The sequence below is a fragment of the Paenibacillus illinoisensis NBRC 15959 genome (assembly GCF_004000925.1).
GTDB classification, from domain to species: domain Bacteria; phylum Bacillota; class Bacilli; order Paenibacillales; family Paenibacillaceae; genus Paenibacillus; species Paenibacillus illinoisensis.
Genome location: NZ_BIME01000005.1, coordinates 1 through 15926 on the forward strand (window position 1 = coordinate 1; position 15926 = coordinate 15926).

The 15926-nt window shown below is 48.1% G+C and carries 16 protein-coding genes and 1 pseudogene; 14 read left to right on the plus strand and 3 right to left on the minus strand.

The features are described from left to right. Together PIL01S_RS30035 and PIL01S_RS13835 are read right to left on the minus strand one after the other, a co-directional pair. Positions 1-949, minus strand: a pseudogene (locus tag PIL01S_RS30035) (collagen-like triple helix repeat-containing protein); the annotation flags it as partial. Between the two features lie 45 nt (positions 950-994). After that, positions 995-1342, minus strand: a complete 348-nt coding sequence (locus PIL01S_RS13835; protein WP_127537997.1) for a hypothetical protein — start codon at positions 1340-1342, stop codon at positions 995-997. A gap of 399 nt (positions 1343-1741) precedes the next feature. Here PIL01S_RS13835 and PIL01S_RS13840 point away from each other — a divergent pair, with 399 nt between their 5' ends. From PIL01S_RS13840 to PIL01S_RS13905, 14 genes are all read left to right on the plus strand, one after another. After that, positions 1742-2206, plus strand: a complete 465-nt coding sequence (locus tag PIL01S_RS13840; protein WP_127537998.1) for an NUDIX hydrolase — start codon at positions 1742-1744, stop codon at positions 2204-2206. A 34-nt stretch (positions 2207-2240) separates the two neighbouring features. Continuing rightward, complete coding sequence (locus PIL01S_RS13845) at positions 2241-3203, plus strand: helix-turn-helix transcriptional regulator (RefSeq protein ID WP_127537999.1); 963 nt, start codon at positions 2241-2243, stop codon at positions 3201-3203. Between the two features lie 75 nt (positions 3204-3278). Next, on the plus strand, positions 3279-3914 hold the full coding sequence (locus tag PIL01S_RS13850) for a type 1 glutamine amidotransferase family protein (protein WP_127538000.1): 636 nt from the start codon (positions 3279-3281) through the stop codon (positions 3912-3914). Between the two features lie 421 nt (positions 3915-4335). Continuing rightward, positions 4336-5349, plus strand: coding sequence for an LLM class flavin-dependent oxidoreductase (locus tag PIL01S_RS13855; RefSeq protein ID WP_127538001.1), 1014 nt, complete (start codon positions 4336-4338; stop codon positions 5347-5349). Between the two features lie 94 nt (positions 5350-5443). Further along, a complete protein-coding gene (locus PIL01S_RS13860; protein ID WP_127538002.1) occupies positions 5444-5893 on the plus strand; it encodes a nuclear transport factor 2 family protein in 450 nt (149 codons plus the stop codon). A 144-nt stretch (positions 5894-6037) separates the two neighbouring features. After that, on the plus strand, positions 6038-6499 hold the full coding sequence (locus tag PIL01S_RS13865; RefSeq protein WP_127538003.1) for a nuclear transport factor 2 family protein: 462 nt from the start codon (positions 6038-6040) through the stop codon (positions 6497-6499). Positions 6500-6606: 107 nt separating this feature from the next. After that, the gene (locus tag PIL01S_RS13870; RefSeq protein ID WP_127538004.1) at positions 6607-7194 is read left to right on the plus strand and encodes a TetR/AcrR family transcriptional regulator; all 588 of its coding nucleotides are present in this window, start codon (positions 6607-6609) and stop codon (positions 7192-7194) included. A gap of 103 nt (positions 7195-7297) precedes the next feature. Continuing rightward, a complete protein-coding gene (locus tag PIL01S_RS13875) occupies positions 7298-8722 on the plus strand; it encodes an MFS transporter (RefSeq protein WP_127538005.1) in 1425 nt (474 codons plus the stop codon). 174 nt (positions 8723-8896) lie between these two features. After that, a complete protein-coding gene (locus PIL01S_RS13880) occupies positions 8897-9127 on the plus strand; it encodes a hypothetical protein (RefSeq protein ID WP_127538006.1) in 231 nt (76 codons plus the stop codon). A gap of 289 nt (positions 9128-9416) precedes the next feature. Beyond that, positions 9417-11060, plus strand: a complete 1644-nt coding sequence (locus tag PIL01S_RS13885) for an ABC transporter substrate-binding protein (RefSeq protein ID WP_127538007.1) — start codon at positions 9417-9419, stop codon at positions 11058-11060. Positions 11061-11102: 42 nt separating this feature from the next. Further along, positions 11103-12098: an ABC transporter permease gene (locus PIL01S_RS13890; protein WP_127538008.1), complete on the plus strand. Its 996-nt coding sequence runs from the start codon at positions 11103-11105 to the stop codon at positions 12096-12098. After that, positions 12095-13075: an ABC transporter permease gene (locus PIL01S_RS13895; RefSeq protein WP_246058265.1), complete on the plus strand. Its 981-nt coding sequence runs from the start codon at positions 12095-12097 to the stop codon at positions 13073-13075. The genes PIL01S_RS13890 and PIL01S_RS13895 overlap by 4 nt, the downstream gene beginning before the upstream one ends. A 2-nt stretch (positions 13076-13077) precedes the next feature. After that, positions 13078-14031, plus strand: coding sequence for an ABC transporter ATP-binding protein (locus PIL01S_RS13900; RefSeq protein WP_127538009.1), 954 nt, complete (start codon positions 13078-13080; stop codon positions 14029-14031). Then, a complete protein-coding gene (locus PIL01S_RS13905; protein ID WP_127538010.1) occupies positions 14021-14629 on the plus strand; it encodes an ABC transporter ATP-binding protein in 609 nt (202 codons plus the stop codon). Before PIL01S_RS13900 ends, PIL01S_RS13905 begins: the two co-directional genes overlap by 11 nt. 59 nt (positions 14630-14688) lie before the next feature. On the opposite strand, the gene PIL01S_RS13910 is transcribed toward PIL01S_RS13905, so the two are convergent. After that, positions 14689-15882 carry a MalY/PatB family protein gene (locus tag PIL01S_RS13910; protein ID WP_127538011.1) on the minus strand — a complete coding sequence of 398 codons (1194 nt, stop codon included), beginning with the start codon at positions 15880-15882 and terminating at the stop codon, positions 14689-14691. Positions 15883-15926: the final 44 nt, after the last annotated feature.

Sequence of the window (15926 nt, forward strand, 5' to 3'; positions counted from 1 at the left end):
AGCCTGGAGAGCCTGTTGCACCTGTTACACCGGTGGACCCCGGAGAGCCTGTTGCACCTGTTACACCGGTGGACCCCGGAGAGCCCGTCGCGCCTGTCACACCCGTAGCCCCCGGAGAGCCTGTTGCACCTGTTACACCGGTGGACCCAGTAGCCCCCGTCGCACCCGTCTCACCGGTAGCCCCCGGAGAGCCCGTCGCACCTGTGACACCGGTAGAACCTGGAGAGCCTGTCGCGCCTGTCACACCAGTAGCCCCCGGAGAACCTGTTGCACCTGTTACGCCAGTAGCCCCCGGAGAACCTGTTGCACCTGTTACGCCAGTAGCCCCCGGAGAGCCTGTTGCACCCGTTACTCCGGTAGAGCCCGGAGCCCCCGTTGCACCTGTGACACCGGTAGAGCCCGGAGTCCCCGTTGCACCTGTGACACCAGTAGAGCCCGGAGTCCCCGTTGCACCTGTTACACCAGTAGCCCCCGGAGCCCCTGTCGCGCCAGTTACTCCGGTAGCCCCCGGAGCCCCCGTTGCGCCTGTCACACCAGTAGCCCCCGGAGCTCCGGTCGCGCCGGTTGCGCCTGTGACTCCGGTGATGTCTGGAACATCACCCAGCAATTCGGAAGAGACCAAGCGATGGGCAGTTACTAAAGAGCCTGTGCTGCTCTTGCCCCAGAAGGATACCTGTATAGGATCATTAACCGTCGTGGTTGTTGTAAAGGTAAACTCGAACGCATCAAAGTTGGCAAAATAATTGTTGGTTACTACTTGATTGGGGGCGATGTTTAAAGACTCACTGACATACAAAACCCTCAATCCACCATTCATGTAGTACCCCTGTATTTGTACGGATGATGCTGTCACATCGCTGCGGTTATCGATTCTGATGGTAACTGTTTGAGTCGGTCTTACACCGTTCACAGCGTTATTTTCTATTGGCCCTGTCGATAAAAAGCTCATCGCCACATCTCCTTCTTTTGAGCAGATTTATCTGCCAGACTTTTCTTAACTGTTTTTTTCGTGATCTACTACACGATGTGCATCAACCAATTGTCCGGAGGCTTGTTTGCCCCACACTGAGATCCCTACTTGCTCTGCACCTTCCGTGCTTGTTTCAAAAACAAACTCATAAGCATCTAAATCCGCAAAATAATTCCTGGTCACTGCTTCGTTAGGGGCGATACTGATTACTTCACTCACATACAGTGTTCTTGTTGTGCTAAGCACATACCCTTGGACAGATACAGTTAGAGAGTCCGCAGCACGACTTACCAATCTAATCGTAACCTGTTGTGTCGGTCTAACCCCGGAAACGGGATTGTTTTCTATCGGCCCAGTTGATAAAATAGCCATTTTTCCCATCCCACCTTCTATGACCTCATACTCTAGCGGTAATTTTCATTAAGCTAAATACAGTAATATTCAGGCACTAAACAAGCGGTGTGGATTAAACACAGGGTCAGTTCATCCATTATCAATCTTCCTTAAGCTAATAAGCAGAATAGCTGCATTATGTGTTAGTCTAAATATTGGTAAAATTGATTTAACGGAGGTCATCAGAATTGTCCATGATCTTTCCTGACATCGTTACAGATCGGTTGAAGCTGGTTGTTCTTACCCTAGATGATGCTGATTCCGTATTTAGGCATTTTTCAAGTGAGGATGTTACCAGATTTAGCGAGGGAATATTGGGGATCGGTAGGTAAGTTCGATGATGGTAGATTGATTTTCTAATTATGGAGGTTTTTCAGCGTGACTCAAAACGGGATTGTCTTGGTTGTAAGTGTTTCGATAATACATGAAGATAAGCTGCTTATGATTAAGGAAAACAAAGCAACGGTTAGGAATACGTGGAACTTCCCGTCAGGGAGAATCGAATATCATGAAGATATTCTAGAGGCGGCACGTCGAGAAGCAAAGGAAGAAACCGGGTACGATGTTAGACTTACAGCCACTACAGGCATTTACAATTTCATGAGTAGTACCAATCATCAGGTTATTTTATTTCATTTTATTGGTGAAATCATCGGTGGTTCTCTTCAGTTAGATAAAGCGGAGATCATTGATTCGAAATGGATAGCACCTGCGGATTTGTTGATCCCAGATTTTCTGGAGCTTCGCGATCAAGAGGTCATACAACGGATCACCCAAAATTTGATCTCTCAAAAGGAATACTCGTTAACCTTATTCAACAGCTCTCTGGAGAACATGGTTTAAACTAACAAGAGAATTTATATAGAGGTGGAATTAAGTGCCTAAAATAGACAACATGCTAGCCATTCTATGGATGCTTCGATCAGGTGAAAAGATTACAGCAAAACAAATCTCAGAAAAGTTAGAGATGAACATAAGGACTGTGTATCGTTATATCGATACAATTTCAACAAGTGGCGTACCTATCATTTCAGAACCAGGACATAACGGTGGATACACTTTAATGAACAATTTTATTGAGGCACCTCTTTTTTTTGATTTTGAGGAGCAAACTTCACTATTACATGCAGCAGTTTTTGCAGAAGAAGCCGGATATTATGGAGGTGAAGCATTAAATAGGGCCATTTCAAAACTAAGTAAATACTCAAATCAAGAGCAGGAAACCAAGATAAACCAACATTTAACTAGTCTTGAAGTTATAAGTCGATTAAGTTCACTCTCTATGCAGCCTTTTTTGAAGGAGTTGGAGCAGGCCGTAGCTGGCGGGTATTCAGTAAAAATTCTCCACTATAAAAGTGGCGGAAAGCAAATAAAGGATAGATTGGTTGATCCGTACAGACTTATCTATTGGAATAATAAATGGTATGTGATTGGATTTTGTCATCTTAGGAGTGATATCCGTAGTTTTAGAGTAGATCGAATTGAAGATCTAATGCTAACCGAAAATAAGTTTGACCAGCCAGAACATTTTTCAGCACGTGCCTTTTTTATGAAAAATTTTCTTCCAACTATAGAAGATAAGGAAGAGATTATTTCTTTGGTTATTCATGGGGATAAGAGTGTATTAGCTGATATTTGCCAACATTGGTTTTTAGGACATTATTTACAAGAGCGGACTTCAAATCAAGCCGTATTTCATTTTGAGAAAGAGTTGATACATACATATGTACCTTATTTCCTTTTATCGTACGGTAAATCTATTCGAATTGTTGAGCCAATCAGCCTTAAGAAAAGAATGATTGAAGTTTTGTCTGAATTAATACATTTTCATCAAAACTGATGACTTCCCTGACGCTAGTTGTCAGTGAAGTCATGTTACAGTGGGCTATATCAATTGGGATTGGAGTGTTATTGGATGCAAACCAAAAAAGTTTTTCTATATGTATTTAATACGATGTCGGACTGGGAATATGGATATTTAGTTGCTGAACTAAACACGGGAAGATATTTCAAAAAAGATGTAGTACCTTTAAAAGTAATTACAGTAGGAGCTAATAAAGAAATGATTACTACAATGGGAGGACTGAGCATAAAACCAGAGATATCCCTTGAAGAATGTACTCTTGAGAGTGGAGATCTTTTAATTTTGCCAGGAGGGACTATCTGGAATGAAGAAATTCATCAACCTATCTTGGAAAGAATTGGCCAAGCTTTAGAGCTTGGCACTATTGTTGCTGCAATTTGTGGTGCAACTGAGGCCCTTGCGAATAGGGGATACTTAGACACTAGAAAGCATACAAGTAATAATTTGGAATACACTAAAATGGTATGTCCTAATTATAAAGGAGAAAAGTTCTATGAGATGGGATCTGCGGCGGTATCTGATACGAATCTAGTTACTGCATCAGGAATAGCTCCTCTGGAATTTGCGATGGAAGTACTGAAAAAATTAGATGTATTTGCACCAGATACATTACATTCATGGTATAACCTAAATAAGACTCATAAACCTGAATACTTCTTCCAGTTAATGAACTCAATAAATAGCTGAGCTAAAAAATCAACTTAGCAGTTTTATATTCGTTCAAATAAAAACAATGAAGTTCTACCGTAGATTACTCACACTGCATCGTTACTCCTTTATTACCACTGTGGAAAGAGAGAGTTAAGATCAGGGAAAACGTTAGTTCAATGTTATACAAAAGCAGCTGATCAATGTGAATCGGCTGCTTTTATTCAGCTAATGGGCAGGGAAGTAAAAAACATTTCTACGAATTTGATTCTTTGAGAATATCGAGAACAAGTTAAAAATAATTATTGACCGTTTGTTCTGGAATTGGTATACTCAATTCACAAAGAGGGCATCAATACATGATTAATGAGAGCATCATAACACCAAAGATACGTGTAATCATTTATTTTTTTGTTCTTTTCAGACTGAATGGTCAAATTATAATGGAGGTTGAATTGAAATGTCTAAATTTATACCTAAACTTTCTGTGCTAGATCTGGCTCCGATATTGGCTGGAGGATCAGCCCAGGATGCTTACGGACGAACGTTGGATCTCGCTCGTCACGCTGAGAAGCTGGGCTACCATCGGTTCTGGCTCGCTGAGCACCATAACATGCCGGGAATTGCGAGTTCGGCTACTTCGCTCCTTATTGGGCATGTCGCAAACGGTACCGAGAAGATCCGAGTGGGGTCCGGCGGGGTAATGCTGCCCAATCACGCGCCGCTTGTCGTAGCGGAACAGTTCGGAACATTGGAATCTTTGTTCCCGGGACGCATTGATTTGGGCTTAGGTAGAGCCTCTGGCACGGATATGCGGACAACTCAAGCGCTGCGGAGAACATTAGGAGCTAACGGAGCGGAATTTCCGGAGCTGCTGGACGAGTTGCGTACTTATCTGGATGCCGCATACCATCCGAATCATTCAGGTGTACGTGCAGTTCCTGGTGAAGGGCTGAACATTCCGATATGGCTGCTGGGTTCAAGCGATGTCAGCGCACAGTTGGCAGGACGCCTCGGCTTGCCGTTCGCATTCGCAAGCCATTTTGCCCCAGATGGATTGCATAAAGCGCTGAATGCGTATCGTAATTCCTTCATTCCATCAAAAACATTGGCAGATCCCTATGTCATGATAGGATTGACCGTCATGGCAGCTGACAACGTAGATGAAGCACGCTACCTTGCTACTTCAGAAGCGCAGCAGGTCTTAAGCCTACTGCGCGGTCGACCGGATAAACTCCAGCCACCGGTAGAAAATATGGATGCATTATGGCAACCCCATGAGAAGGCGCTTATTTCCAAACAACTGGACTTCGGTATTATTGGTAATCAGACGACCATTCGAGAGAAGCTGCCTGCTATTTATGAAGCAACAGAAGCGGACGAATTCATTATCACGAGCCACATTTACGATCATCAGGCTCGTATGCGATCATTTGAGATAGTGGCTGAAACAGTGAAGGAAATCTGGTCATAAAAAAGAACGAAAATAATTATTGACCAATCGTTCCGGTAATGATATGATAATTCTAGATCAAATGGTCAACAATGAAAGGAGGTCGTAATCGAAGATGATTCGAGAAGCAAGTTTGACGCAGGAAGGTATTCGGGAAAGAGCGCAAGACACATTTCGCAACTATCTGAAGCATATCGCTAGCGGCAATATAAAGGCTTGGGTAGAGTTGTGGCAGGAAGATGGCATTTTCGAATTTCCTTACGGTCCAGAAAGATCTCAGGAAAAGAAGATCGGCAAATCTGAGTTGTATGACTACATGAAGGATTTCCCGAAGCGATTTGACGTGAATTTTACTGAGCTGGTTTTTCATCCGATGACTGATCCGGAGCTTGTGATTGCGGAGTTCAAGGCAGTTGGATGGCATAGGGAGACAGGCAGTCCACATAACCAGACGTACATTAGCGTCGTGGAGACCAAAGACGGCTTCATTAAGCACTATCGGGATTTTTGGTTCAACTTTAGTTCACCGCTCCTAAAGCCTGCGATTCGCCTTAGAGAAGTTTAAGAAAATGAATAGGTAACCAATCGTTTTAAATGATTTTATCTAGAGTCGGATGTGCTGAAGCTTTAGAGTAGTAGAGACTATTTTTTTAAAGATTTTGGACTGAACGATCTATTTTTAAAACCAATTAACTGGAGGAATATAACCATGACAAACCAAATGATGACGCAAGAAGTAGAAATTGTACGTGAAAGAGCACAGCAAGCCTTCCGCAACCACCTGAAGCACCTGTCCGGTGGAGACATTAAGGCATGGGTTGATCTGTGGGAAGAGAACGGCGTGCTGGAGTTCCCGTATGGACCTGCCGGATTCCCGGATCGCAAGGAAGGCAAAGCGGAGCTGTACGACTACATGCAGAACTTCCCGAAACATTTTGAGGTCGAATTTACGGATCTTCAGTTCCATTTGACGATTGATCCCGAGCTGGTCGTCGCAGAATTTAAGTCGTCCGGCAAGCACCGGGAAACAGGCAACCCGTACAACCAGACCTATATCAGCGTCGTAGAGACCAAAAATGGGCTGATTACGCGCTACCGGGATTTCTGGAATCCGCTTGTGGCCATTGAGTCGGTCGGCAGCGTGAATGATGCCGTACGTTTTTCGGAGTAACCTAAGGCAGGGCGGCAGGAGGTCTTTCCTGGAAACCACCATTTGCCTCATCTTGACTGAACGATCTAATATCGTTAGCATAGAGGAGGAGAAAGGAGGCTTTCCATTTGGCTAGAAGCAAAGAATTTGATACGAATCTCGTGCTGCATAAGGCAATGGAGGTGTTTGGACATTATGGTTATGAAGGCACCTCCATGCACCTTCTGCTTGATGGGCTAGGTATTGCACGTCAAAGCTTGTACGATACGTATGGTACGAAGCGGGATCTGTTTTTGAAGGCAACGAAACATTACGTGGACGAGAAGTCCTCTGCAGTTGTCGCATATTTGGCAGAGACGACACCAGTGAAGCAAGCGATCACGGATATATTCAACGTCATTGGAGACACATTAAGAGATGAGCAGCGCCGCAAGGAGTGCTTTATTCTCTATAGTGCGATTGACCAAGTGCCGCATGATCCAGAGATTGCTGAACTTTTCGAACAGGACAAAATTCGACTGGAAGAGGCTTTGTACGACGCGTTGATACGCGGCCAGCAGCAGGGAGAGTTCAGTCCGAATCAGGATATGCGTGCCATGGCACGGTACTTGTACCATTCACGATATGGGCTAACGCAAGTCGCAAAATTAACTGACGATCCGCTCGTCATTGAGCAGATCACAACCATTACACTTTCGGTATTGGAACAAGGATGAAGCGTCATACGGTGCTTCATTCCTTTTTCCTCAAAATAGATCAAATGGTCAAAAATTATTATAGGTTGCAGACCGTTGTCTGCAAGTGAAAGGAATTAAGAAGATGAATTCAACGCGATTTAAAGGTTTAGCCTTATTCATTCTAGCCATTTCACAGTTGGTTTTGGCACTGGATTACACGATTATATTTGTAGCCATGCCGTCCTTAGGTAATGAGCTTGGCTTCTCTGCCAATCACCTCCAGTGGGTGGTTAGTGCATATTCACTCGCATTCGGTGGTTTTTTACTCATCGGAGGAAGACTGTCGGACCTGATGGGCAGAAGACGCATGTTTATGATTGCTATCGGACTTTTCGGAGTAGGATCGCTGCTTGGCGGACTGGCAGAGTCCCAACTGATGTTGATCGTAGCCAGAGCCCTGCAAGGTTTGGGTGGAGCATTACTTTCGCCGGCAACGTTATCGCTAATCATGTCTAATTTCGAGGAAGGACCTGAACGAAACCGTGCCATGGGAATCTGGGCCGCGATGGGCGGAGTGGGGATGTCGCTCGGTTTGCTGCTAGGAGGGGTTCTGACAAGTTATATCGGATGGGAAGCGACCTTCCTGGTGAATGTGCCGATCGCACTTCTCGTCGTTATTCTTGCACCTTTTGTTTTGAAAGAAAGCAAGGTGTCCACTACCACTAAACACTATGATGCAGCCGGAACGATATCCGTTACTGCAGGTCTGCTACTTGTTGTCTATTATTTAATCCAAGCACCCGTTGAAGGCTGGGTAAGTGCTTCCACATTTCCAGTTGCCTTGATTGGGGTGCTGATGTTACTAGCTTTTGTCTTGATCGAGAAACGTACAAAAGAACCGCTGATCTCCTTCCGGATGTTTAGAAATCGTAATCTGACGGGAGCTGCACTTATCGCATTTCTCTTCTCGGCTTCATTTGGTTCATTATATTATTTCATGACTTTGTATACCCAAGGTGTGCTTGAATTTTCAGCCATTCAATCCGGATTTAGCTTCTTGCCTTTGACGCTTAGTGCATTTGTTGGGGCTAAGCTGATTAATGGGATGTTAAGCAAGGTGGGTGTAGCCGGTACCATTGCAACGGGGATGGGACTAGGTATGATCGGATTCCTAATGCTGACGGGGCTATCGGAAACCGGCTCGGCATGGGGAATCATCCCAGGTACAGTCGTTATTGGTATTGGTCAGGCTTTGGTGTTTACGACGATGTTTATCGCAGGCAGTGCAGGAATTGAGCCGAAAGAGCAGGGCGTTGCTTCGGCATTAATCTCAACGGGTCAGCAAATTGGTGGAGCGATCGGACTTGCGGTGATTATGGCTATTATTTCAGCGAGTCTAGGAACAGGTGCGACATTGGAACACATGCTTCCAACTGATTTAAATCATGCCATCCACACGGCGTTCTTTATCGCCGCTACCACAACTTTACTAGGCATCGTAGTTGCCTTCCTAGCTTTGAAACAAGCTAAACCGTCGGCCGACAACCAAGTGAAAGTAGCTCACTGATGAACAACACCTCAAGCTATATGGATTTGGAAAAAGTAAAAGACAGAGAATCGTTTCTCGGGGTCTTTTGCTTTTTTATTTGTAAGTAAGTACTGACATGATTTACCATTCATTAACTTCATGATATGGTAATGGAGGTTTTCCTATAAAAAGGATGTAAGGGAGTGCAGGCACATGGCTGAAGAACCGTTTATCTTTCTAGCGGGTATAATATGTTTTTTCGCTCCAATCTACTTCAGAAGATCAATGATGTCTATTCAAATGATTGCAGGAGTTATTCTATTCTTCTGTATCCTAATTTTTCACGAAGATACCCAAGTTAAACTGATTTATCTACTAGCCTTTGTTTGGGTATTTGGTTCAATTAGTGCATTAAGTGTATCCGCAGAGAAAATAACAAAGTAGTTATTCAGTTAGACTGCTGGTTCATCACCAACAGTCTTTTTTTGTTGTCACTTATTCTTACTTGATGATTTGAGAAACTCAATAATTCCAGACGGATTCTTCTGAACAACTTTATTAATGAAAAAATATGGATTATGAAGTTAACTTTATTGACACGCAATTTTACTATTGTGCTACAATTGCTAAAAATAGTAACACGAATATGAACTGGAACGAATCTGGTTGGGAGAATTGCTGCACCTTCTAGAGGAGAGCAAGGGGTCAATTTCAAAAGGGGGAAAAGGGAAACATGCACGGGATTTCATGGAAAAAACGTTCAAGTCAGGCAGGGCTTAGTCTTTTACTATTGTGTGCAGTTGGACTCGCAGGATGTACGCAAGGTGCTTCATCGGTTCAAGAGAGCCAGGCACTTGCTGCTTCTCACCCAAGGGATGAGCTGGTGCTTGCGGTAGGGACAGAGCCGGAAGGCGGGTTTGATCCGACAACAGGCTGGGGGCAGTACGGTTCGCCGCTTTTCCAGAGTACTCTGCTGAAAAGAGATGCCAAGCTGCATCTGGTCAATGACCTGGCAACAGACCATTCCGTAAGTGAAGATGGCCTCACTTGGACCGTTTCGCTGCGGGATGACGTGAAGTTCTCGGATGGTGAACCGCTGACGGCGGAAGATGTTAAGTTCACATTTGAAACAGCGGCCAGCAGCGGATCGGTTATCGATTTGACGAATATGGCCGAAGTGCAGGCTCCTGATTCAACAACGGTCGTGTTTACATTGAAGTCTCCGCAGTCCACGTTTATCAGTATCCTGACTACACTTGGAATTGTGCCTGAACATGCCTATGGCTCCGATTATGCTGAACATCCTGTCGGCTCCGGTCCGTACAAGCTGGTGCAGTGGGATAAGGGACAACAGGCCATTGTGGAAGCAAACGAGCAATACTACGGTCAAAAGTCTGCATTCCGCAAACTGACATTTCTCTATCTGGACGAGGATGCAGCCTTCGCGGCAGCCCAAGCGGGTTCAGTCGACATTGCAGCCATTCCCGCCGCATTCAGCAAGCAGGAGGTGAGCGGCATGACGCTGGAATCGGTCAAAACCGTGGATAACCGGGGAATCATGTTCCCGATGCAGCCTGCGGGGGGGACTTCCGCTGATGGTTTCCCTGCTGGGAACGATGTGACGTCTGACCTGGCCATCCGCCAAGCGGTAAACGTAGCCATTGACCGTAATGCATTGGTTGAAGGTGTGCTGGAGGGCCATGGTCGTCCTGCCTATTCGGTCAGTGATGACCTTCCATGGGGCAATCCGGACGCTGTATTCGCAGATTCGGATGTTCAAGAAGCCAAGCGGATACTGACGGCTGGCGGATGGACAGATACAGACGGTGATGGCGTGGTGGAGAAAAACGGCATGGATGCCGAGTTCAACCTGCTCTATTTTGCAGGAGATCTGACCAGACAATCCATTGCCCTTGCTGCTGCGGATATGGCGGCCCAGGCTGGCATCAAAATCAATGTGGAAGGCAAGAGCCGTGAAGAGACGAAAAAGCAGGCTTACGCCAATGCCGTGTTATTCGGATGGGGAAGTCATGACCCGCTGGAAACCTACAATCTGTACAGCAGCACGCACAAGGGGGAGGGATATTACAATGTGGGGCTGTATTCCAACCCGGCGGTGGATAGCTGGATGCAGCAGGCCCTCCAAGCTACGAGTGAAGAGGAAGCCCTTCCGTTCTGGCAGAAGGCAGAGTGGGACGGGACGACAGGATTCAGTTATCAGGGCGACGCACCTTGGGCATGGCTGGTCAATATTGATCACCTGTATCTGGTCAAGGATGGCTTGAACATTGGTGAACAACAGATTCACCCACATGGTCATGGCTGGCCGGTGACATCCAATCTGGAAGAATGGTCCTGGGATGACAACTCGAAGTAGGCAATATAGTGCGAGTTCTGACCGAAATTGAGGAGAGATGGTATGACAGGCATTCTTGGATGGGGAAGGTTTATTGGGGTTAAGCTGCTGCGACTCCTATCGCTGCTGGCAGGAGTCAGCGTGGTAGCTTTTATATTGATGCAGTTCTCGCCTGTGGACCCGATCGAGGCCTACATCGGGGGAGACATGATCCGAGTGAGTGCCGAGCAGCGAAGTCTTATTGAAGAACGGTGGGGATTGAATGACCCGCCTGCCCAGCGTCTGTTCACCTGGGGACAGGCACTGCTCCAGGGTGATCTGGGAACGTCGATGATCTACAGACAGCCGGTTGCGGATATCATTCAGGAACGATTCCTGAATTCTGTTGCGCTTATGGCGGTGGCATGGATTTTATCCGGTCTGATTGGTTTCAGCTTGGGTGTAGTCGCAGCGATGAAACGGGAATCCATGCTGGATCGCTTGATCTGTTGGTATTGCTATACGCTGGCTTCCACTCCGGTATTTTGGATGGCCTTGCTGCTGCTTATGGTGTTCGGCGTGTGGCTGGGCTGGCTTCCGGTTGGCCTGGGAGTTCCCGCAGGGATGGCAGCCGATCAGGTCACATGGACAGATCGTGCCGTTCATATGGTTCTTCCTGCATTAACCCTGAGTCTGACCGGTGTGGCAGCCATTGCTCTGCATACCCGCCAGAAGCTGCTGGACGTGCTGGACTCGGACTATATACTCTTCGCCAGAGCAAGGGGTGAACGGGGCATGCAGCTGTTTCGCAGGCATGGATTCAGACATGTTGTGCTGCCCGCATTAACGCTGCAGTTTGCCTCGTTCAGTGAGTTGTTTGGAGGAGCTGTTCTTGCAGAACAGGTATTTTCTTATCCGGGCCTGGGGCAGGCCACCGTTCAGGCTGGACTGCGAGGGGATGTGCCGCTGCTGCTCGGACTTGTACTGTGCAGCACGATCTTTGTTTTTACCGGCAATCTGCTGGCAGACATACTCTATCGATTTATTGATCCGCGGATGAAGGAGGAACTGTTAACATGAAGCAGGAAATGGAGCAGTCCTCCAGACCCATTCGTGCTGTGCCGCGGCTGCGGTCAGGCGGATCTGAGGAAACCGCGAAGCGGAATCACGGTAAACGGTGGAGGCATCAAGCTGGATTGTCTCCATGGGTGTCTGGCTTCGAGAAGCAGCGGCGCTATGCCAACCCGCGCAAACGAGCCTTGATCTGGGGGAGTTTGGCACTCGGCTGGATTGTTATCGTATGGCTGGCTGGGTTCGTGCTTCCCGCAGAATCCACGTTAACTTCGTTGAAAGACCGGAATTTGGCCCCGGTATGGGCACATCCCTTCGGCACGGACTGGTTGGGACGGGACATGTTCATGCGTACGCTGAAGGGATTGACGACCAGCATTCAGGTTGGTTTGTTTGCCGCGTGCGGAGGAGGGATCGTGGCGCTAGTGCTGGGATTGATCGCTGCTTCAGGCAAGCTTGCCGACAGGGTGGTTTCATGGCTAATCGATCTGTTCCTGAGTGTGCCTCATCTGGTGTCGCTCGTGATGCTGGCCTTTGTCTTCGGTGGAGGCCTGCCTGGTGTGGCGGCTGCCATCGCCCTGACTCACTGGCCGAATCTGGCCCGGATTGTTCGTGCGGAGATGATTCAGCTGAAATCGGCAGATTATATTCATATTTCCCGCAGGTTAGGCCAATCCCGGTTCCGGATTGCCGTACAGCATATGCTTCCTCACTTGGTTCCACAGTTGTTCGTGGGTACATTGCTGATCTTCCCTCATGCCATTCTGCATGAGGCCGCAATTACGTTTCTGGGGCTCGGGCTGTCGCCGCAGCAGCCGGCCATTGGGATTATCTTGTCAGAATCGATGAGATATCTGTCCGCAGGCATGTGGTGGCTTGCCTTTTTCCCGGGGCTGGCACTGTTATTGGTCGTTCGTGCCTTTGATGTGCTCGGAGGCAGCTTGAAGGTGTTAACAGGTACAGGTAGTTCAAGGGAGGGAGGATAACCATGGCTCTTCTTGAAGTAAAAGGGGTCTCCGTTTCATTCAGACGAGCTCGTGGCTGGTTTGCACATGAGGAGAGCGAGGTCATTCAGGATCTGGATCTGACCGTGAACGAAGGCGAGATTGTAGCTGTTGTAGGTGCAAGCGGATCGGGCAAAAGCGTACTGGCACAAGCGATCATGGGCATTCTTCCTGCCAGTGCTAGGCTTGAGGGACAGATCTGTTATGCTGGGGAGCCGCTGACGAGAGAGCGGCAGCTTCGTCTGCGCGGAGATGAACTGGTGTACATCCCCCAATCCGTTACTCACCTGGACCCGCTGCTCAAGGTAGGTAAGCAGGTTCAGCCAGTTCACCGGAAGCCGGGTGAGCGCCGGGTATCCTCCAGGTTGCAGATGCATAAGGCAGAGAGGGAACTTACGGATCGCTATCAATTGCCCAAGGGAACCAGCAAGAAGTATCCATATGAGCTCTCCGGAGGCATGGCTCGGCGGGTACTCATGGCAACGGCGACTTCCGGTGAGCCCAAGCTGATTATTGCCGATGAGCCAACACCGGGAATCCATCCCGAAGTGCTGGCAGACACAATGAAGCAATTTCGGGAAATGGCTGACCGGGGGGCAGGCATCCTGTGGATCACCCACGACATTGCCTCGGCGCTGACCGCAGCAGATCGTATCGCTGTATTCTATGCTGGTTCCTGTGTGGAGATCGCGCAGGTCATTGATTTTACGGGCACAGGAGATGGATTGAGACATCCTTATACACGTGCACTGTGGAATGCTTTGCCGCAAAATGGTTTCCAGCCCATCCCGGGCTCTCAGCCACTGGCGAATCAGCGGAAGGGACGTGGTTGCTCGTTTGCACCCCGCTGTACTGCTGCGACCCCTGCGTGTACAGATCAACATCCTGAATTGCGGAAGCTGCGAAACGGAGAAGTGAGGTGTATTCATGCCACTTGAAGCACGGAATGTCGACTATGGATACGACAAAAACCATTGGATATTTCGGGAGTTGAACCTGAAGCTGGAGCAGGGAGAAGTTGTGGGATTGTGGGGACCCAGTGGATCTGGCAAAACGAGCCTGGGACGCATCCTGGCAGGATATGCAGAATCTATGGCAGGAGAAGTGCTGATGGACGGGCAGCCGCTTCCCCGAGCTGGAGTCTGTCCGGTTCAACTTGTCTTTCAGCACCCGGAAAAAGCAGTCAACCCACGCTGGCGAATGCGACGTGTGTTACATGAAGCCGAGATGGCGGAGCATCCCATTCTGAATGCTCTCGGCATTCAGCCTGAGTGGCTGGATCGCAGACCGGATGAATTGTCTGGTGGAGAGCTGCAGCGCTTCTGCGTAGCCCGCGCACTGGGCAAGGAAACGCGTTACCTGATTGCGGATGAGATGACAACGATGCTGGATGCCATCACGCAGGCCCAGATCTGGCATACCGTAATGGCAACGGCGCGAGAGCGTAATTTGGGGCTGCTTGTGATCAGTCATGACCTGGACCTGCTGAACAGACTCTGTGACCGAATCATTCCCATGCCTGCATCCGAGCTGTAATGATAAGAAAAGCCATCTTCCTTCGACTTTATCGAGGAAGAGGGCTTATTTTATAGGCATTAGTTTGGTTTGTTCAATTGATTCACCATCAGGGATAATCTGCGCATGGCTTCTTCAACCGTGGACCGTGGACAGGCGACATTCATCCGCATGTATCCCGTGCCTTCCGGTCCGAAGACGGTACCGTCGTTAAAGGCGAGACCTGCTTCGTTCAGGAGCAGCCGTACAAGTTCTTCCTGGGGAACACCCAGCTTGCTGAAGTCCATCCAGAGCAGATAAGTCGCTTCCGGCAAGTCAATGCCTACATCAGGCATGTGCTTCGCCGCATACTCCTGAACGTATTCCATGTTTCCCCGAATATAGGCAAGGCAGTCGTCCAGCCATTGTTCAGCTCCGTTGTAAGCAGCCTCGGCTGCAATGGCGCCCAGTGTGCTGATGCTGGCGAGGCCCATCGTTCTGACGCCCTGGGCAAAGGATGCACGCAAGGAGGCGTTCGGAATGATGATATTGGAGGTGCATAGGCCGGGAATATTGAATGTTTTGCTTGGTGCCGTGCAGATGATGCTCAGGTCAGCGATGGCCTCCGAGATCTGGGACAGTGGAGTATGCGTGCCGCGTTGGTGCACAAGATCGGCATGGATTTCATCCGACACCACAAGTACATTATATTGCACGCACAGGGCAGCAAGGCCTTCAAGTTCCTCGCGAGACCATACACGTCCAACAGGATTATGAGGGCTGCAGAGGATCAGCATCTTCACCCGGCCTGTCTGCAGGCAGGATTCCAGATGATCCAGATCCATGGTATAGCGTCCGTCTTCGAGACGGAGGGGATTGGTCATCAATTCTCTGCCTTGGCCACGTACCACCTCATAGAAGGGGGCGTAGACCGGAGTTTGAATCACAACAGCATCACCCGGTACCGTAAAACGTTGAACGGCAATGCTTAACGCAGGGACAATCCCTGGTGTAAATACAACCCAATCATCGTTGATTTTCCAGTTGTGGCGTCGTTCCATCCATCCTCTCAGTGCTTCGTGATATGCATCCGTACGCACGGTATAACCGAATATGCCATGTTCCATCCGTGCCTGCAATGCCTCAATAACAGATGGTGGTGCGGCAAAGTCCATATCAGCGACCCACATAGGCAGCGCATCGGCCACGCCAAAGATTTCCTCAAGTGCATCCCATTTTTCCGAACCGGTAGAGAGACGATTAATCGGCTCATCAAATGTGTTTTTTTTCATCATTAGGTTCCCCCTTCTAATCCGTTCATTCGACCACAATCGACAGA